Source organism: Arthrobacter sp. zg.Y820 (assembly GCF_030125555.1).
Taxonomy (GTDB): Bacteria; Actinomycetota; Actinomycetes; order Actinomycetales; family Micrococcaceae; genus Arthrobacter_B.
This window is the reverse complement of the sequence record NZ_JASKLX010000018.1, coordinates 1-16905: the sequence shown is the minus strand read 5'-3', so window position 1 is coordinate 16905 and position 16905 is coordinate 1. Positions and strand designations below refer to the sequence as shown.

Annotated in this window: 18 protein-coding genes, 1 tRNA gene and 1 rRNA gene; 9 read left to right on the top strand and 11 right to left on the bottom strand. The window is 65.3% G+C overall.

The annotated features are described in order from the left end of the window. Nucleotides 1-70: 70 nt before the first annotated feature. The 4 genes from QNN99_RS17175 to QNN99_RS17160 form a co-directional block, all read right to left on the bottom strand. Nucleotides 71-376, bottom strand: coding sequence for a transcriptional regulator (locus QNN99_RS17175; RefSeq protein WP_229968386.1), 306 nt, complete (start codon nt 374-376; stop codon nt 71-73). Further along, entirely contained in the window at nt 369-839 is a 471-nt protein-coding gene (locus QNN99_RS17170; protein WP_229968384.1) for a hypothetical protein, read from the bottom strand. Before QNN99_RS17170 ends, QNN99_RS17175 begins: the two co-directional genes overlap by 8 nt. A 108-nt stretch (nt 840-947) precedes the next feature. Beyond that, nucleotides 948-1910, bottom strand: coding sequence for a patatin-like phospholipase family protein (locus QNN99_RS17165; RefSeq protein ID WP_229968382.1), 963 nt, complete (start codon nt 1908-1910; stop codon nt 948-950). A 121-nt stretch (nt 1911-2031) separates the two neighbouring features. After that, a complete protein-coding gene (locus QNN99_RS17160) occupies nt 2032-2259 on the bottom strand; it encodes a hexameric tyrosine-coordinated heme protein (RefSeq protein WP_229968380.1) in 228 nt (75 codons plus the stop codon). A 274-nt stretch (nt 2260-2533) separates the two neighbouring features. Between QNN99_RS17160 and QNN99_RS17155 the strand changes: the two genes are divergently transcribed. After that, nucleotides 2534-2890: a YciI family protein gene (locus tag QNN99_RS17155; RefSeq protein ID WP_229968378.1), complete on the top strand. Its 357-nt coding sequence runs from the start codon at nt 2534-2536 to the stop codon at nt 2888-2890. A 121-nt stretch (nt 2891-3011) separates the two neighbouring features. On the opposite strand, the gene gap is transcribed toward QNN99_RS17155, so the two are convergent. Continuing rightward, nucleotides 3012-4022 (bottom strand): type I glyceraldehyde-3-phosphate dehydrogenase, encoded by a 1011-nt coding sequence (gene gap, locus QNN99_RS17150; protein ID WP_229968376.1) that lies wholly within the window; start codon nt 4020-4022, stop codon nt 3012-3014. Nucleotides 4023-4122: 100 nt separating this feature from the next. Here gap and QNN99_RS17145 point away from each other — a divergent pair, with 100 nt between their 5' ends. Then, the gene (locus QNN99_RS17145; protein WP_229968374.1) at nt 4123-5328 is read left to right on the top strand and encodes an ROK family protein; all 1206 of its coding nucleotides are present in this window, start codon (nt 4123-4125) and stop codon (nt 5326-5328) included. A gap of 53 nt (nt 5329-5381) precedes the next feature. Here QNN99_RS17145 and QNN99_RS17140 read toward each other — a convergent pair whose 3' ends face one another. Then, entirely contained in the window at nt 5382-5792 is a 411-nt protein-coding gene (locus QNN99_RS17140) for a VOC family protein (protein WP_229968372.1), read from the bottom strand. Between the two features lie 10 nt (nt 5793-5802). Further along, the gene (locus QNN99_RS17135; protein ID WP_229968370.1) at nt 5803-6249 is read right to left on the bottom strand and encodes a helix-turn-helix transcriptional regulator; all 447 of its coding nucleotides are present in this window, start codon (nt 6247-6249) and stop codon (nt 5803-5805) included. A gap of 524 nt (nt 6250-6773) precedes the next feature. On the opposite strand from QNN99_RS17135, the gene QNN99_RS17130 reads away from it, so the two are divergent. Together QNN99_RS17130 and QNN99_RS17125 are read left to right on the top strand one after the other, a co-directional pair. Continuing rightward, nucleotides 6774-7238 carry a hypothetical protein gene (locus QNN99_RS17130; RefSeq protein WP_229968369.1) on the top strand — a complete coding sequence of 155 codons (465 nt, stop codon included), beginning with the start codon at nt 6774-6776 and terminating at the stop codon, nt 7236-7238. Nucleotides 7239-7473: 235 nt separating this feature from the next. Continuing rightward, complete coding sequence (locus tag QNN99_RS17125) at nt 7474-7614, top strand: hypothetical protein (RefSeq protein ID WP_229968367.1); 141 nt, start codon at nt 7474-7476, stop codon at nt 7612-7614. 316 nt (nt 7615-7930) lie between these two features. Here the strand turns inward: QNN99_RS17125 and QNN99_RS17115 are convergent. Beyond that, nucleotides 7931-8007 (bottom strand) — tRNA-Thr (locus QNN99_RS17115). Between the two features lie 163 nt (nt 8008-8170). Beyond that, entirely contained in the window at nt 8171-9043 is an 873-nt protein-coding gene (locus tag QNN99_RS17110) for a DsbA family protein (RefSeq protein WP_229968365.1), read from the bottom strand. A gap of 168 nt (nt 9044-9211) precedes the next feature. On the opposite strand from QNN99_RS17110, the gene QNN99_RS17105 reads away from it, so the two are divergent. The 5 genes from QNN99_RS17105 (at nt 9212) to QNN99_RS17085 (ending at nt 16052) form a co-directional block, all read left to right on the top strand. After that, complete coding sequence (locus tag QNN99_RS17105) at nt 9212-10675, top strand: alpha,alpha-trehalose-phosphate synthase (UDP-forming) (RefSeq protein WP_229968363.1); 1464 nt, start codon at nt 9212-9214, stop codon at nt 10673-10675. Beyond that, nucleotides 10672-11448, top strand: coding sequence for a trehalose-phosphatase (gene otsB, locus QNN99_RS17100; RefSeq protein WP_229968361.1), 777 nt, complete (start codon nt 10672-10674; stop codon nt 11446-11448). The genes QNN99_RS17105 and otsB overlap by 4 nt, the downstream gene beginning before the upstream one ends. 130 nt (nt 11449-11578) lie before the next feature. Continuing rightward, complete coding sequence (locus tag QNN99_RS17095; protein ID WP_229968359.1) at nt 11579-12670, top strand: ABC transporter ATP-binding protein; 1092 nt, start codon at nt 11579-11581, stop codon at nt 12668-12670. 105 nt (nt 12671-12775) lie between these two features. After that, nucleotides 12776-14137 (top strand): DUF4032 domain-containing protein, encoded by a 1362-nt coding sequence (locus tag QNN99_RS17090; RefSeq protein WP_229968357.1) that lies wholly within the window; start codon nt 12776-12778, stop codon nt 14135-14137. Between the two features lie 259 nt (nt 14138-14396). Further along, on the top strand, nt 14397-16052 hold the full coding sequence (locus tag QNN99_RS17085; RefSeq protein WP_229968355.1) for a glycoside hydrolase family 13 protein: 1656 nt from the start codon (nt 14397-14399) through the stop codon (nt 16050-16052). A gap of 55 nt (nt 16053-16107) precedes the next feature. On the opposite strand, the gene QNN99_RS17080 is transcribed toward QNN99_RS17085, so the two are convergent. Continuing rightward, nucleotides 16108-16593 carry an SRPBCC family protein gene (locus QNN99_RS17080; RefSeq protein WP_229968353.1) on the bottom strand — a complete coding sequence of 162 codons (486 nt, stop codon included), beginning with the start codon at nt 16591-16593 and terminating at the stop codon, nt 16108-16110. A gap of 233 nt (nt 16594-16826) precedes the next feature. Beyond that, nucleotides 16827-16905: ribosomal RNA gene (gene rrf / locus QNN99_RS17075) — 5S ribosomal RNA — on the bottom strand; the annotation flags it as partial.

The window sequence follows — 16905 nt, the reverse complement described above, 5'->3', positions numbered from 1 at the left end:
ACAGGAGTTTGCAGCAGGGGTCGTTCAACAGGGGTTGTGCAGGGGTTGTTCAGCAGGAGCTGCAGTGCAGCTAGCCGACTGTGCCGGCAATCTCCCGCAGGGCACGGATGTGCGCATCGAAGGCCTCTTGGCCGGCCGGCGTGAGTCCCACCCACGTCAGCCGCCGGGCGTCTTTGCGGTGAGCGGACGGGGCCTTTGCCAGCCGCACGTATCCGGCGTCGGACAGCGTTTTCAGGTGCTTCGACAGGGCGGCGTCCGCTATGCCCAGAGAATCCCTGAGCACCGCGAAATCCATCTGGTTGACGGCCCGCATCAGGCCGCAGATACGTAGCCGCGTCGGGGCGTGGATGATGTTGTCGAAGCGTGCCTCAGGCATGGTGCAGGCGGTTCAGTGCTGAGCGGTAGGCAACTCCGGCCAGCCACGCCACCAGTCCAAAGGCCGCCAGGCTGGTGAAGGACACGGCCCACCCCGCACCGAGGGAGACCAGGCCGAGGGAAACCGAGAACAGCGACAGGCAGACCACCAGAATAGCGACCACGGCAAGGGCAGCTCCGCCACCCATGCTTTGGAACCTGATCCCGGTCTCGCGGTTGATGAGATGAGCGATGACCAACACGGCGACGAGGGCCAGCCAGCCGGAGGTCGGCGTTTCGTAATTTGCGCCGGGATTGGCCGTGGCCGCCTGGGCAACCCACCACGCGCCGACACCGCCGTAAGCGGCCAGCAGCACCCGGGGAATGGAGATGCCTTCCGCCAACGCGCGGCGGTCCCCCGACAGTTCGCTCAGGCAGACAGCCGCATCGTCGGCGGTAGGGATGGTACGAAAGTCGTTTTCCATACCGGAAAGCCTACAAGTAACTTTCCATCCAGCCAAGAGACTTTGGATCCCGTTGTGGATCCCCGGCGGGTGGCCCGTCCGCCGCCGCCCCCGGAGGGTGAGGATCCATTACCCACCCTGCAGCAGGCCGGCGAGGCGACCGAGTTCCGCTGATGAGTCCAGTGCCATCTTTTCGGCGCTGGCCACCAGGCCCAGAAGGTTCCTGACTCCGGCGTCGTTGGAGGCATGGTGTGTTCCCGGCAGCAGCCGGGCCTGGACCCGCACGTAGTTGGTGCCAAGCAGCTGCCGCAGGTTATCCCGCATCAACTGGCCCGGCCCGCCGAAGACCATGGCGAAATCCAGTTCAAGAGCCTGGAGATCGGGAGTGTCCTGAGTCTGCTCGGCATTCAGCAGCAGACCGACGGAGGCGCCGGAGGTGCCGGTGCCCAGCGAGACCAGCAGCACGCCGTCGTCGTCCTGCGGAAGTGAAAGGCCCAGGGTGTGGGCAACCAGCGCCGGATCGTCGGCGGCCAGCCCGCCGTCCACCAGCTCACGGGCTTGCCCGGCCGGATCAATGTAGGTCACGGGAGGGAAAAACCGCGGCAGCGAGCCGGTGGCACGGGCCGCGAGTGCCATGGGCGCATCACCCAGCTGCGACTGGTCCAATCCCCCGCCGGAGAAGTGCAGCGCCTGTGTATGGGCCAGGTCGCAGGTCGTCACCGCGACGGGACGAGTGGCTTCGGAGAGCTTGGCGTTTCCCAGCACCTCAGCCAGGAATTGCTGCAGGGGCTGGGCCGAGTAGAGGGACGAGCCGCGTGGAAAATCCGCCAGGCTTGGCTTGGAGAAGTTCCGCGGAAAGATCCCCTTCGCACTCTCAAAGTTCAGGTGCCGCAGATCCCTGGCGCTGTACGGTTCACCGTCGTCGCGGGGGCAGGTCAGGGCCAGAGCGATCATTCCGCCGACCGAGGTGCCGACAATCAGGTCAAAGAGGTCTGCGGTCCTGCGCCCGGTCCGTCTCTCCAAATGCATCAGCCAAATAATCGGAATGATGCCGCGGACGCCGCCGCCGTCGATGGAAAGTATGCGCAACATGGCGGGCTCCTCAATGGATGCGGTCTGATCCCAGCGTCCGATCAACCCTGCCCGGGCGTCCCGGTACGGTCAAGGCTGGAGGCCGGCCCGCCCGTCCCCTGCATCAGATCGGCGGGGAGCCTTAGCGCCAGTAGTGGTTGGCAGCGGCGATCGTCGCGAATTCCGTGGCCACCACTTGGGAAGCCGCTATCAAGCCGTCCGGGCTGTTTGCATAAGCGTCACGGATGATGCTCTGCACGTGTTCATCGGGCTGAATCGCAAAGGAAGTCTGAAGCGCCAGCCGAATGGCCAACTGGCGTCCTTCCTCGGGGCTCCCGCATTTGAGGGTGTTGTTCGGAACGAGCTCCATGTTGTCTGTCCTATCAGGGGAAAGCGTCGCGGTGCCGTTTGCCTCGTCTTGCCTGGTCTTGCCTCGTCGCAGGCCTTTTGCCTCATTGTGGGCACCCCCGGCTCGCGGAAACAAGGGCGGTGGGGACAGAACGGCGCCTCCCGGCCCATCCCCGCCGCCCGGCCACACCGGAAATCTGCGGGTGTTCTGCTGTGCCCTTGGACTATGGTGCTCCTGAGACCGTGTGCCGGCTGCAAATGTTCGGCATGAACGGTTTTCCGACGAGGAGGCCACATTGGATGAATACCTGATCCTGCTGCCCGACAACGAGGACGCCTGGGAGGGGCTCAGCGACGCTGAGCGGGAGGCGGTCTATGACCTGCACCGGGAATTCGCCCGCCGATTGGAAGAGGGCGGGCACACGATGACCGGAGGGGCGGAGCTTGCCCCGTCCAGGACGGCGACGACCGTCCGGCGGGTCGCTGGCCGGCCCGTGATCAGCGAGGGCCCGCCCACCGATTCCGCCGAGCAGCTCAGCGGTTTCTATCTGGTGGAGACCGAAGACCACGACGGACTGGCGGAGGCCTGCGGACTGCTCGCCTCCCACTCCCCCGTCGAGATCCGCCCGGTCGCCCGGCACGACGCCGAGTAGCCGGCGCGACGCCGGGCAGTCCGGGAGTGGATCTTTGCACACCCGCCGTCGGGCACAAAAAAGCGCCCGACCGCGGGGGCCGGACGCTTTCTGCGCAGTTAGACCGCGGATAACACCAGAACTAGCTCAGCTTGGAAGCAACCAGAGCGGTCAGGTCCACGAGGCGGTTGGAGTAGCCCCACTCGTTGTCGTACCAGCCCACAACCTTGACCTGGTTGCCCATGACGCGGGTCAGACCGGAGTCGAAGATGCAGGAGGACGGGTCGCCAACGATGTCGGAGGAGACAATCGGGTCCTCGGTGTACGTGAGGATGCCGGCCCAGCGCGGGTCCTGCGCAGCCTTGGCGTAGACGGCGTTGATCTGCTCGACCGTTGCTTCCTTCTCCAGCGTGACCGTCAGGTCAGTGACGGAGCCGGTGGGGACGGGAACGCGGATGGCGAAGCCGTCCAGCTTGCCCTTGAGCTCCGGCAGGACCACGCCGATGGCCTTGGCGGCACCGGTGGAGGTCGGAACCATGTTCACACCGGCAGCACGGGCACGGCGCAGGTCGCTGTGCGGGCCGTCCTGCAGGTTCTGGTCTGCCGTGTAGGCGTGCACGGTGGTCATCAGGCCCTTTTCGATGCCGAAGGCGTCGTTCAGGACCTTGGCCAGCGGGCCCAGGCAGTTGGTGGTGCAGGAAGCGTTCGAGATGATGTCGTGCTTCTCGGCGTCGTAGTCGCCGTCGTTCACGCCCATGACCACGGTGAATGCGTCGCCCTTGGCCGGTGCGGAGATCAGGACCTTCTTGGCGCCGGCGGAGATATGCTTCCGGGCATCCTCGGCCTTGGTGAAGAAGCCGGTGGATTCGATGACAATGTCAACGTCCAGTTCGGCCCAGGGCAGGTTGGCCGGATCGCGCTCGGCGAGGACGCGGATGGTGCGGCCGCCAACGTTGAGGTTCCCGTCTTCAACGGAGACCTTCTCGCCCAGGCGCCCGGCGACGGAGTCGTACTTGAGCAGGTGCGCCAGCTGCGCGGGGTCGCCGAGGTCGTTAACCGCAACAACCTCAAAACCTTCGCCGTGCTGAAGCGCTGCTCGCAGGAAGTTGCGGCCAATGCGACCAAAACCATTAATACCGACGCGTACCGTCATGAGGGCCTCCTCAGGCTCGATAAGATTAAATTTAGAGTCTAAATTTATTACCTCCTATAATTATGCTGTTATCGCCGCCACACGTCAAAAGGGACTACCCATGGACGCCTCCACCAGCACCCCGCAACTCCTGCGCCGCACCAACCTGCGCGCAGTGCTGGAGGTGCTCCGTGCCGTCCCCTCGGCCACCGGCACCGACCTCATTTCCGCCACCGGGCTGACCCGCGCCACCGTCATTGCCGTGTGTGATGACCTGATCGCCCGGGGCTGGGCGCGGGAACGCGAATCGCCGCGGATCGGCGGACAGAAGGGCCGGCCCGCCCGCCGCTTCGAGTTCAACTCAGGTGCCGGTCATGTCCTGGGGCTCGACGTCGGCATCGCCACGGTTCGCGTCCTGGTCGCCGACCTGTCCGGCGTCGTCGTCGGCGGCACCGAAGTCCGCTTTCCCCGCCACGGCGGAGAGCCCGAGGAACGACGGCGGGTGCTCACTGCCGCGGTCGACGAGGCGCTGGCCGACGCCGGCATCGCCCCCTCCGCCGTGCTCTGCGTGGGCATGGGCATTGCCGCGCAGGTGACCGGCGACGGCGCCGTCGCACCGGGGCAGGACGTGGCTCCGATGTTCGACCTCGGACTGCAAAAGGACTTCGGCGAAGGGCGCGGCTGGCCGCTGCTGGTGGAGAACGACGCCAAGCTCGCGGCCCTGGCCGAGCGCTGGCGTGGAGTGGGCGCCGGCGAGAAGGACCTGGCGGTGATCCTGGCCGGCGAGCGCCTGGGCAGCGGCATTATCGAGGCCGGGCGGCTGCTGCACGGCGCGTCCGGCGGCACCGGAGCGATGGGTGCCCTGGAACTGGTCGCCGGAGTCGGCAACGAGGACGGCATCGCCAAGCTGGCCCGGCTGTGGGGCAGTGCGGCGCTGAAGGACGGGCACGACGGCGGGATCCGCGCCCTGGTGGGTCCGGACACCAACCGTGCCTCCGCCCGGCTCGTGTTTGAGGCCGCCGCGGCGGGCGACCCGGTCGCGGAGGAGATCCTGGACCGGATTGCCCGGCGGATGGCCCGGGTGCTGGCACTGGTGGCGTCGTTCTTTGATCCGAAGCTGATCGTCATCGGCGGTGCCGTGGCGGCATCCGCCACGGCACTGCTGCCGGTGATGACGGAGGAACTGGCCCGCTACGTCAGCGAACCGCCGCGGCTGGCCGTCTCGGACCTGGGCAAGATGCTGGTGCCCACCGGCGCCGTGCGGCTGGCCCTGGACTACGTGGAAGCGCACATGCTCGAGCTCGTGCCGGAGCTGCGCCGGTCCTGACGCGGGCGCGGCCCGGGCCCGACTCGGGCCCCTGACTCTGCCCTACCTGGCTGTCATTTCAGCTCCGTGATCCGCAGCAGGTTTCCGGCCGGGTCGCGGAAGGCGCAGTCGCGCATCCCCCAGTCCTGGTCCATGGGCTCCTGCACCACCTCGGCCCCGCCGGCCTCGACGCGTGCAAACGTGGCGTCCAGATCGGCGGTGGCCAGCATCATGCCGGCGTAAACCCCCTTGGCCATCATCTCTTCAATGGTGCGGCGCTCCTCATCGGTTACCCCGGGGTCCGCCGCGGGCGGCTGCAGGACGATGGACGTGCCGGGCTGATCCGACGGTCCGACCGTGATCCAGCGCATCCCGTCGTAGCCGACGTCGTTGCGGACCTCGAATCCGAGCACATCCCGGTAAAACGCCAGCGAAGCATCCGGGTCGGTGTGCGGAAGAAAGGCAGAGTTGATTGTGATGTCCATGTCGCTCTCCTTACGGCTGCGGCTGCGGGAGCCGCCTGTCTCGATTTCTTATCGGTCTGGTCGCCTGCCGGGTGACGCAGGACGGCAGCCCGGCCAGTGTGTCGGCTGCCTGCCGCCGATACGCTGCCGGCGACAGGCCCACCAATTCGGCAAACCGCGTGCTGAAGGTGCCCAGGGATCCGCAGCCGACGGCGAAGCAGACCTCCGTGACTGTGAGCTCTCCCCTGCGCAGCAGCGTCATTGCACGTTCGATCCGCCGGGTCATCAGGTAGGAATACGGCGACTCCCCGTAGACGCTGCGGAACTGGCGGCTCAGGTGGCCGGCAGACATGAACTCCGCGCGGGCAAGCGCCTCGACATCCAGCGGCCGCGCATACTCCCGGTCCATCCGGTCGCGTACCCGCCGCAGCCGGGCCAGGTCCTCCAGCCGCTGGGAGGATGCGGCAGTCTCCCTCATGGCGGTGCTCCTCTCAGCGGTCCCCCGTCTTGCCTGTGCTTCAACGCTGCGTGTGCCTCAACGCTACCGACCGCAACAGGTCCTGCGCTTCTTGATTCCTGATCGTTGGTTGCCCCAGCCTGTGCTTCCCTGCCGCCATGCTGGCACACCACGCACCTGCTGGCACCCCTGTCCGAAGCATGCGCGTCCGGGGGTTCCCCACCGGCTTCCGCCGACATAACGTACCCGCGGGTTAACTCTGGGATCAGTGGTGATTCGCGTCGAGAAGCTCCAGCCACAAATAACCTTTTGGAGTCGTGCACTCGATTATGTACTGCAGCCGGGAGCATCAACTGACGATTGGGCCGTGCTGAGTCCGCGCACCGGCGGTGGCCGGGACGAGGACACCCTCCGCACTGCAGAGGGCGCACTCTATGTTGCATACGGCTGAAACGTGCCCCTTCCCGGGCGGCGCTGCGGGAGCCGATAACCTAGCCGTCTGAGCGGCTCAATTAATTGCCTAATTGCCGATATGGACGGATGGAATGGAACCCGCAACCAAGCCTTCCTCGTCTGCCCAGGGGTTCTGGAAGATCTTCCTGGGCTCGATGTCGCGCAAGGAGAAGGTGGGCTATTCCCTGTTCGCGCTGCTCCTGCTCGGAATCTTCATCATCATGCCCGCCGGGGTGCTGGCTACGCAGGAATGGAACAAGAACAGTCCTACCCAGTGGCGGGAGTGCACTGTGACCAAGGCCGAGCCGTCCTACGTCTCCGGCAGGCGAAGCGAGTCATACAGTATTCATCTCAACACGACGGACTGCGGAACTTTCGAGCTGAATAAGGGTGTGGCCGCAGACAACTACAAGGACAGGGCACGCGAAATAACTCCGGGTGAGTACCGTCTGGAGCTGGCCGCGTCGGCGGTGAAAATGGAGTCCTTTGAGAGGTTCTTCCATTCGCGGATTGACATCGAATCCATTGAGCCCGCGGGAGCCGATGGAGAAGACTGACACGCCATGCGCCGCCGTCTGGTCGGCTCAACCGAATACTGTGACAACTGCTTGGTCGACTTTTAGGCCGAGGTGAATGCCAGCGGCGCACCGGCCACCGCCAGGCTGTCAGTGAAGGCCTTCCCCATGGGCGCCCCGATCCCATTTACATTCTGGGTGCAGCTCAATGTGGGCTACGGTGGGGCGCACATGACCTACTCCGAATAGCTGCAGGCTCGACGGAAGGACAAATGAAATGGGTGTTATCGCAGGCTGGACATTGACCGTGTTCCTCTTGATTCTCCTGATTGCCGCGGTGGTCTTCGGGATCGTCTACGTCGCGCGAAAGGGTGTGCCGCGGCGCGTTGTCAGGCGCACGGCACGCCGCAGGGAATGAACTGACGCTCAGAGCCCCGGTTTCGGCCGGGGCTTTGTCATGTCCGGCCGGGGGCCGAACTGGTGTCTCCTGACAGCTATATCAGAGGTCGGGCCCTTCCCGGGAATCATCCGTACGCGGAGACCCCCTCAGCCCGTCATCGGTTCCCGCCGGCTTGCCCAGCCCGTCCCAGGACTACTACGACTCCGGAATCGACTTCAACAAACACTTCATTTCTGACTCCACGTCAACGTGTTGTAAACGTGTCGTTGTTAGGAAGCTAGACAAGAAAAAACCCCTCCTGATCGAGCGTTACGCCTGATCAGGAGGGGTTTCGTGGAGCCCCCTGCCGGATTCGAACCGGCGACCCCCTGTTTACAAGACAGGTGCTCTGGCCAGCTGAGCTAAGGGGGCGGTGCCGGACAAGCCGGCTGCGCGCCGTCGTCGTACGCCGGGTCCTGCCTAAAAAAACAAAACACGGTGACTGCGCTAGTCAAGGTTAACCCAGAGCGCCCGTTCCCGCGAAACCCAAACGGGATTTCACGGAAACGGGCGCACCGGACAAAGCCGAAACAGCCTACTTGGCGGCGTCGATTGCCGTCTGGACGGCGGTTTCGAAGTCGTTGGCGTTGGTCTCGGCGCCGTTGACGTACACGGTGGGGGTTCCGCTGATCTGGTCAACACGGGCCAGGCGGTCCGCGTACTTGACGAAGGCACGGAAGCCGTTGTTCTGGATGCACTCGGAGGCATCGCCGGCACCCACGGACTCGGCCATGTCAGCCAGTTCAGCGTTCTTGATCTCGCCGTTGTCGTAGTTGGCGAAGATGGCGTTCATGAAGTCCCAGTAGGAGGCCGGGTTGGTGTCAGCCACGCACGCGGCGGCGTTGGCGCCGCGCGAGGAGTAGTTGCTGGGCGAGCTGCGGTCCAGGAAGGCAACCGTGCGGTACTCGAAGGTGACCTCGCCCGCGTCCAGCCAGGATCCGATCTTGGACTCGTAGGCCTCTTCGAACTCGGCGCAGTGCACGCAGTTCACGTCCACGTAGACCACAATCGGAACCGGCTCGCCTTCAGCGGCAGCAGCGATACCCGGCGGAACCGGAGCGTCGTCAGCAGCCTCGGCCGGCGGTTCAGGCAACGCGGCAACGTCAACGTCGAACGGCTCGGTGGGCTCCAGCTCCGTGGTGGAGGTCAGCGTGATGCCGCCGTATTCATTGGCGTTGGCCGGGGCCGGCCCGGTCTCGGCTTCCGCACCGTTGCCACTGCGCATGGAGTTAATCACGATGAGCGCCACGACAACGATGATGGCCACCACGGCTACCACCACGCCCCAGCGGATCAGGAGCTTGTTGCGCCGCTCCTTCTTTTTCTGGGCTTCACGCAGGGCACGCGCCTGTTCACGCGCAGCAACCGTACGATCGGCCTTGCTGGGCTTGGGGTTCCGCTCAGTCATAGTTCCTCATGTCTCTCTCACGCCTGCCCGTTTGGGCACGCGGCCGGCAGGCACCAGTTTAGGCCAACGATTCATGCAGCCCTTACTTCCAACGGGCGCCGCGGACACAAAGTTTCAGGCCTTGGATAGAGTGGCATAAATACAAAAGCTAACCAAGGGGTGCATATCGTGAACGCTGCTGCCGCTGATCCCGCAGAAAAAAATGCCACGGATGGGTATGGCGATTTCGATTTCATCGTAGTGTCCAACCGCCTTCCGGTGGACCGAGTGACAACCGACGACGGCGAAAGCTGGCGCCGGTCCCCCGGCGGACTGGTTACCGCGCTGGCTCCGGTCATGGCCAAGGCCGACGGCGCCTGGGTGGGATGGCACGGAGCTCCCGACGAGGAACTCGACGAGTTCGACCACGACAACATGCACCTGCTGCCGGTGCCGCTGAGCGCTTCCGAAGTCGAGCTGTACTACGAGGGCTTCTCCAACGCCACCCTCTGGCCGCTCTATCACGACGTCATTGCACCGCCGGAGTTCCACCGTACCTGGTGGGATTCCTACCAGACCGTGAACCGCCGCTTCGCCGACGCCGCCGCGACTATGGCCGCGCAGGGCGCCACCGTGTGGGTTCAGGATTACCAGCTGCAGCTGGTCCCGCAGATGCTGCGCAAGGACCGGCCCGACCTGAAGATCGGTTTCTTCAACCACATTCCCTTCCCGCCGCTGGAGATCTTCGCGCAGCTGCCGTGGCGCCGCAACATTATTGAAGGGCTGCTCGGAGCGGACCTGATCGGGTTCCAGCGCCCCTCCGACACCAGCAACTTCCTGCGCTGCGTCCGCCGCTTTGCCGGACACACCGTCCGCCAGCAGCAGGTCCACGTGAAAACCGAGGACGGCATCTCGTACGTCTCCCGCGCCGAGTCCTTCCCCATCTCCATCGACGTGGACCAGATCACCGAACTGGCCAAGCGGGAGGACGTCATTGAGCGTTCCAAGCAGATCCGCCGGGAACTGGGCGACCCCAAAACGGTGCTGCTGGGCGTGGACCGCCTGGACTACACCAAGGGCATCAGCCACCGGCTCAAGGCCTACGGCGAACTCCTCGAAGACGGCAGGCTCACCGTCGAAGACGCATCGCTGATCCAGGTGGCCAGCCCCAGCCGCGAGCGCGTGGAGCAGTACCGGCTGCTGCGCGAAGAGGTGGAGGGCACCGTGGGCCGGATCAACGGCACCTACGACACCATGGGCAGCACCGCCATCCGCTACCTGCACCACAGCTACCCGGTGGAGGAAATGGTGGCGCTCTACCTGGCCGCCGACGTCATGCTGGTCACCGCACTGCGCGACGGCATGAACCTGGTGGCCAAGGAATACGTCGCCGCCCGGATCAACAACACCGGCGCACTGGTGCTCAGCGAGTTTGCCGGCGCCGCCGACCAGCTGCGCCAAGCGGTCCTGGTGAACCCGCACGACATCGACGGGCTGAAGGCCTCCTTCCTCGAGGCCATCGAGATGCCCGACCGCGAGGCCCAGCGCCGGATGCGCCTGATGCGCCGGCAGGTCCTGCAGAACGACGTCGAGCGCTGGTCCAAGAACTTCCTCAACGCCCTGCAGCAGGGAGAAGTGGAGAACGCACAGTGAGCAACCTTCCGGACGGCCTTTACGAAGCGCTGCAGCAGCTGGCGGCAACCGACACGCTGCTCGTCGCGTTGGATTTCGACGGCGTGCTGGCACCGCTGGTGGAACACGCCGACGACGCGCGGCCGCTGCCCGGATCGGCCGCGGCGGTACGGGCCCTCGGCGCCCTGCCGCACACCTTCACGGCCATGATCTCCGGCCGGGCGCTGGACAGTCTGCGCCGGGCCGCCAGTCCTGCTCCGGAGACCCTGCTGATTGGCAGCCACGGCGCGGAGGCCTGGACCGGGCCCGACGCCGAACCGCTGCTGTTGACTCCGGACCAGGCCGAGCTGCTCGGCCGGGCCCGGGAGGCCGTGGAAGAGGTGGTGAACTCCCATCCCGGCACGTGGCTGGAGGCCAAGCCCGCCGGCGTCGTGCTGCACACCCGCAGCGCACCCGACAACATCGCCTCGGCCGCCACCGACGCCGCCCGCGACAGTCTCCTGGCCCTCGACGGCGTCCAGGTGACCGACGGCAAGCGGGTCCTGGAGGCCTCGGTTGTGCACACCAACAAGGGCGAGGGCATCCGTGCGCTGCGGACCCTGACCGGCGCGACGGCGGTGCTCTTTGCCGGCGACGACGTCACCGACGAAAACGGCTTCGCGGCGCTGCTGCCCGGCGATCTGGGCCTGAAAATCGGTCCCGGAGACACGCGCGCTTCCTTCCGGGTGGACTCGCCCCATGCGTTCACCGCAGTGCTCGAAACACTGCTGGAAATCCGGAGTTCCGGCGCCTGAGCGAGCCGGTCACAGGGGTATGGCATACTGACCCTGTGACCGCGGCCACAACCGCTGCCACCTGTCTGCAACTTAATAGCACTTCACTACGGATCGTCGGGCACGTACCTGCCCGTGAAGGAGAAACATCATGGCAACGGTAACGTTTGACCAGGCCACACGCCTGTACCCGGGCACTGACCGCCCGGCAGTTGATAATCTCAGCCTGGAAATCGCCGACGGCGAATTCCTGGTTCTCGTGGGCCCCTCCGGCTGCGGAAAATCCACCTCCCTGCGCATGCTCGCCGGGCTCGAAGACGTGAACTCCGGCCGCATCCTCATCGGAGACCGGGACGTCACCGACGTGCCGCCGAAAGACCGTGACATTGCCATGGTTTTCCAGAACTACGCCCTTTACCCGCACATGTCAGTGGCCGACAACATGGGCTTTGCCCTGAAGATCGCCGGCATCGGCAAGGAAGAGCGGATGGAACGCGTCCGCGAGGCAGCAAAGCTGCTGGACCTCGAGGACTATCTGGACCGCAAGCCGAAGGCCCTCTCCGGCGGCCAGCGCCAGCGCGTCGCCATGGGCCGGGCCATCGTGCGGAACCCTCAGGTGTTCCTGATGGATGAGCCCCTCTCCAACCTGGACGCCAAGCTGCGCGTGCAGACCCGCACCCAAATCGCGTCGCTGACCCGCCGCCTTGGCGTCACCACCGTCTACGTCACCCACGACCAGGTCGAGGCCATGACCATGGGCGACCGCGTGGCAGTGCTCAAGGACGGCATCCTGCAGCAGGTGGATACCCCGCGCAACCTCTATGACCACCCGAACAATGTCTTCGTGGCCGGCTTCATCGGCTCCCCCGCCATGAACCTGCTGGAGCTGCCGGTGGTGGACGGCGGCGTCGCATTCGGCGGCGCGGTCTATCCGGTGGCGAGTTCCGTCCTCGGTGCCGCCGCCGGCAACACGGTCACGGTTGGCGTGCGTCCCGAGGACCTGGAGATCGTGGATTCCTCCGGTTCGGGCCTGAAGGTGGAGGTCGACGTCGTTGAGGAACTCGGCGCCGACGCCTACGTTTACGGGCACACCACTCTGGACGGCACGGATCGGGACATGGTGGTCCGCGTCGACGGACGCCGCCCCCCGCTGAAGGGCGACACCCTGTATGTCCGCCCGCAGCCGGGCCATGTGCACCTGTTCGACACCGCCAACGGTGAGCGCCTGGCCGACCAGGCCTGATCCCGCCGGTTGACCTGCGGTGGCCCCTCCACCTGAACTAGACTCGTGGATGGGGCCACCGCACTGCTGTTTAACTTCCAACAGCTCGATAAAGGGCACGTGCTTATGACCGAACCTGCAGGCGCAAACTGGCGCGACGAGCCAACTGACTATAACCAGCCGGGCAAACTTCCGCGCCCGCATGCCTCCACACCGGAAGCAGCCCTCGGCTCCCTGAACATTACCGCCGCTTCCATGGACCCGGCCCTGCTGGATCTGCCCTGGCACCTGCCGCTGGAGGACTGGCCCAAGGACAACTTGGCCGCACTTCCCCGGGGCATTTCCCGCCACGTCGTCCGTTTTGCCCGGATGGGCGACTCGCTCATCGCGATCAAGGAAACCAGCGAACACGTGGCCCGGCAGGAATACCACATGCTGAGGAAGCTGCGCCGGCTCAACGTTCCCTCGGTCGCCCCGGTGGCCGTCATTACCGGGCGCTATGACGTACACGGCGAGGAGCTGCAGCCGGTCCTCGTGACCAAACACCTTCGCTTTTCGCTGCCCTACCGCGCCGTCTTTTCGCAGACCCTGCGCGAGGTCACCCTCACCCGACTGATCGATGCCCAGGCCCTGCTGCTGGTGCGCCTGCACCTGGCGGGGTTCTATTGGGGCGATGTGTCGCTGTCGAACACCCTGTTCCGCCGCGACGCCGGCGCCTTTGCCGCCTATCTGGTGGACGCGGAAACCGGCGAACTCTATCCGGAGCTTTCCCGGGGCCAGCGCGAGTACGATCTGGAGATTGCCCGGGTCAACATCGCCGGTGAGCTGATGGACCTTGCCGAGGGCGGCCTGATCGAGGAGACCGTGGATCCGCTGGCCACCAGCGAACGGATCATGGACAGCTACCGGAACCTGTGGGCTGAGCTGACGGAAAAGGAATCCTTCGAACTCGGCCAACGCTGGCGCGTCAACGCCCGCATCCGCCGGCTGAACGACCTGGGGTTCGACGTCGACGAACTCACCATCAAGAGCACAGCCGACGGCACCCAGGTCCAGCTGCAGCCCAAGGTGGTCGACGCCGGCCACCACCAGCGCCGCCTGCTGGGCCTGACCGGCCTCGATGCGCAGGAGAACCAGGCCCGCCGCCTGCTGAACGACATGGACTCCTACCGCGCCGACAACAATCCGGATCTCGATGAGGAGCTCAGTGCGCATCTCTGGGTGACCCAGGTGTTCGAGCCGATCGTTAAATCAGTGCCGCGCGAGCTGGGCAGCAAGCTGGAACAGGCCGAAGTGGTGCACGAGGTGCTCGAGCACCGCTGGTACATGTCGGAAAAGCAAAACCGAAACGTTCCCATGGCCGAAGCCGTGCAGTCGTACATGGACACCGTGCTCCGGCACCGCCGGGACGAGGCGGCAATCCTGCTGACCGCAGACACCCGGACCATGAACATCCTCGAATCCGGCGGCACGCCCGACCAGGAATGACAGTGCTAATGACCCGGAATTGGGCCCCAGCGGTCTAGCGCCACCGGTTCAGCGCGCGGTTCAGCGCGCGCAGCCGGTCGGGCGCAGCTGGTCCCACTATTGTGCCCAATGTCACGAACCGTTCGGGAAAAGCCTCCGGCGGCAGTTCGTTAACGAAGATGAGCAACGATCATCCGAGACAGGAGGACGCGACCGGCCTATGTCCACACCAGCTGTTTCCCGCACACCGGGATCCGCCCTTAGAACCATCCCCGTCCATATGCCCCCGCCCGGGCGCGAATGGTGGCGGTCTTCGGTTATTTACCAGATCTATCCCCGGTCGTTCCGAGACCTGCGCGGCGACGGAGTCGGTGACCTGCCGGGCATTACCAAAGAGATTCCGGCCCTGGCGGAGCTGGCGATTGACGCCGTCTGGCTGTCGCCGTTTTACCGGTCTCCGCAGAAGGACGCCGGCTACGACGTGGCGGACTACTGTTCTGTGGACCCGATTTTCGGCACCCTGGACGACTTTGACGCGTTGGTAGCCCGGGCCGCCGAATATGGAATCCGGGTCATCGTGGATCTGGTCCCGAATCACTGCTCCGACCAGCATCACCTCTTCCAGGCGGCACTGGCGGCAGATCCCGGGTCGCCGGAACGCGACATGTTTATTTTCCGCGACGGCCGCGGCCCCCAGGGCGAGCTCCCGCCGAACAACTGGCAGTCACACTTCGGCGGCCCGGCTTGGACCCGGACCACCCACCCGGACGGCACCCCGGGACAGTGGTACCTGCATCTTTTTGATTCCTCCCAGCCCGACTTCAACTGGGACAATCCGGCAGTGCGGACCGAATTCGAACGGATTCTGCGCTTCTGGCTCGACCGCGGCGTGGGGGGCTTCCGGGTGGACGTGGCGCACGCGCTGATCAAGAAGTCAGGTCTGCCGGACTGGGGCGGCGCTGCGGACGGCGCATCGTCCGAGGGTTTTCCTGGCTCGGCGGCTCCCATGTTCGGCCAGGCAGGCATCCACGATATTTTCCGGTCCTGGCGGAAGCTCCTGGACGAGTACGACGGCGACCGCGTGCTCTGCGCCGAAGCCAACGTTGATCCGGTGGAACGGATCACCGACTGGGTCCGCTCCGATGAAATGCAGCAGGCCTTCAACTTCGCGTACCTGAACCACCCGTGGGATCCGGCGGCGCTGCGCGGCATCATCGAGTCCTCCCTCCGGGCCTTCGACAAGGTCGATGCTCCGACCACGTGGGTGCTGTCCAACCACGACGTCGTCCGGCATGTGTCGCGGTTCGGGCTGGAGTCCAACAAGCTGCGCAGCGGGGACGGCATCGGGCCACGGGACAGCCAGCCGGACTATCTGCTCGGCGCCGACCGGGCACGTGCCGCCACCATGCTGATGCTGGGCCTGCCCGGCGGCGTGTATCTCTATCAGGGCGAAGAGCTCGGGCTGCCCGACCACACCCTGATGCCCGATGAGTTCCGGCAGGATCCCACCTACCACCGCACCGCCGGGGTGCGGGTGGGCCGTGACGGCAGCCGCGTCCCGCTGCCGTGGAGGGTCAGCGAACCCTCCTTCGGCTTCAGCTCCACCGGGAGCTCCTGGTTGCCGCAGCCGGCGTATTGGGGCCGCTATTCCCGGGACGTTGAGCAGCGGGATCCGTTCTCGTCGCTGAACATGTACCGCACGGCCCTTTCCCGGCGTCGGGAGCTGGGACTTGGTCATGGATCGCTGGAGTGGTGGCCGGAGCACGACGCCGAGGGCCTGGTGGCCTTCGTGAACAACAATGTCCTGGTGGCAATGAACATGGGCGACGCTCCGGTGCAGCTTCCTGAGCTTCCCGTCCTGGCCACCAGCTCGCCGTCTGCCTTGGAAGGCACCCGGCTGCGGCCCAACCGCACCGTGTGGCTGCGGCTCGATTAGCTGGCTTTGCCCGGGTTGAGGATTCCGGCAGCGGGTCTGGGGTCAGGCGAGGATGCTACCGGGCGCCCATGAAACGTGCGTAGCGGTCAAGGATCTGCGGCCAGGCGGTGGAGAATCCGCCATGGGTTTCCACGGCTTCAGCAACTCCGCCGAGGCCGGAATGCGTGAGGCTGACGCGAGTAGCGTCGTCGCTGACCGGAGTAAAGGTGATGCGGACTTCAGTGGGAGTCTGCGGGCTGTGGCCGGCTACCCAATCCAAAACGAGCTCGGCATCCTGCACCCTGCTGTTGACGGCTGCCCACACTGCTGTTTGCCCCTCCGGCCCCGTCTCGGTCAGGGAGGCGGCCTCAAACTCCGGATGCGTGCCTTCCCCGAATTCCGTGTACTCCTCCGGCCACCAGAGGTGCAGGTATTCCGTAAAGCCGTTGAATGCTTCGTGAAGCTCACGGGGCACCTCGCGCTCAATAACGATGTCCTGCACAGCAGCCGACTCCTTGGCAGGTTCGGGCTGTTCGGCATGGGAAAAGAGGGAGGAGTTCATCGTTCCAGCCTAGCCGGATCGTGTCGGAGCGCGAACGTGCTCAATCTCTCGCGAGATGGCAGTAAGTGCTCTTCCCGGGGCCGGGACGTGCAGTTTCTGCCATCTCGGCGCAAAGAGAACCAGGGCCCGGGAGGGTGCCGGCGGGCCTGGAACACCCTGGTTAAACAAGTAAGGCCCCGCCAATGGCGGGGCCTTACTCTCTGAACAACCGGTGTCTTTCAACCGTAAATATTGTCCGGCGGTGACCTACTCTCCCACATCCTCCCGGATGCAGTACCATCGGCGCTGTGGGTCTTAGCTTCCGGGTTCGGA

What these genes read in the sequence shown, in the direction of transcription:
- QNN99_RS17130 (WP_229968369.1), top strand. Translation starts at nt 6,774, where the DNA reads ATGGAACCCGCAACCAAGCCTTCCTCGTCTGCCCAGGGGTTCTGGAAG.
- QNN99_RS17095 (WP_229968359.1), top strand. Translation starts at nt 11,579, where the DNA reads ATGGCAACGGTAACGTTTGACCAGGCCACACGCCTGTACCCGGGCACT.
- QNN99_RS17125 (WP_229968367.1), top strand. Translation starts at nt 7,474, where the DNA reads ATGGGTGTTATCGCAGGCTGGACATTGACCGTGTTCCTCTTGATTCTC.
- QNN99_RS17085 (WP_229968355.1), top strand. Translation starts at nt 14,397, where the DNA reads ATGCCCCCGCCCGGGCGCGAATGGTGGCGGTCTTCGGTTATTTACCAG.
- gap (WP_229968376.1), bottom strand. Translation starts at nt 4,022, where the DNA reads ATGACGGTACGCGTCGGTATTAATGGTTTTGGTCGCATTGGCCGCAAC.
- QNN99_RS17160 (WP_229968380.1), bottom strand. Translation starts at nt 2,259, where the DNA reads ATGGAGCTCGTTCCGAACAACACCCTCAAATGCGGGAGCCCCGAGGAA.
- QNN99_RS17090 (WP_229968357.1), top strand. Translation starts at nt 12,776, where the DNA reads ATGACCGAACCTGCAGGCGCAAACTGGCGCGACGAGCCAACTGACTAT.
- QNN99_RS17170 (WP_229968384.1), bottom strand. Translation starts at nt 839, where the DNA reads ATGGAAAACGACTTTCGTACCATCCCTACCGCCGACGATGCGGCTGTC.
- QNN99_RS17165 (WP_229968382.1), bottom strand. Translation starts at nt 1,910, where the DNA reads ATGTTGCGCATACTTTCCATCGACGGCGGCGGCGTCCGCGGCATCATT.
- QNN99_RS17135 (WP_229968370.1), bottom strand. Translation starts at nt 6,249, where the DNA reads ATGAGGGAGACTGCCGCATCCTCCCAGCGGCTGGAGGACCTGGCCCGG.
- QNN99_RS17110 (WP_229968365.1), bottom strand. Translation starts at nt 9,043, where the DNA reads ATGACTGAGCGGAACCCCAAGCCCAGCAAGGCCGATCGTACGGTTGCT.
- QNN99_RS17080 (WP_229968353.1), bottom strand. Translation starts at nt 16,593, where the DNA reads ATGAACTCCTCCCTCTTTTCCCATGCCGAACAGCCCGAACCTGCCAAG.
- QNN99_RS17145 (WP_229968374.1), top strand. Translation starts at nt 4,123, where the DNA reads ATGGACGCCTCCACCAGCACCCCGCAACTCCTGCGCCGCACCAACCTG.
- QNN99_RS17175 (WP_229968386.1), bottom strand. Translation starts at nt 376, where the DNA reads ATGCCTGAGGCACGCTTCGACAACATCATCCACGCCCCGACGCGGCTA.
- QNN99_RS17140 (WP_229968372.1), bottom strand. Translation starts at nt 5,792, where the DNA reads ATGGACATCACAATCAACTCTGCCTTTCTTCCGCACACCGACCCGGAT.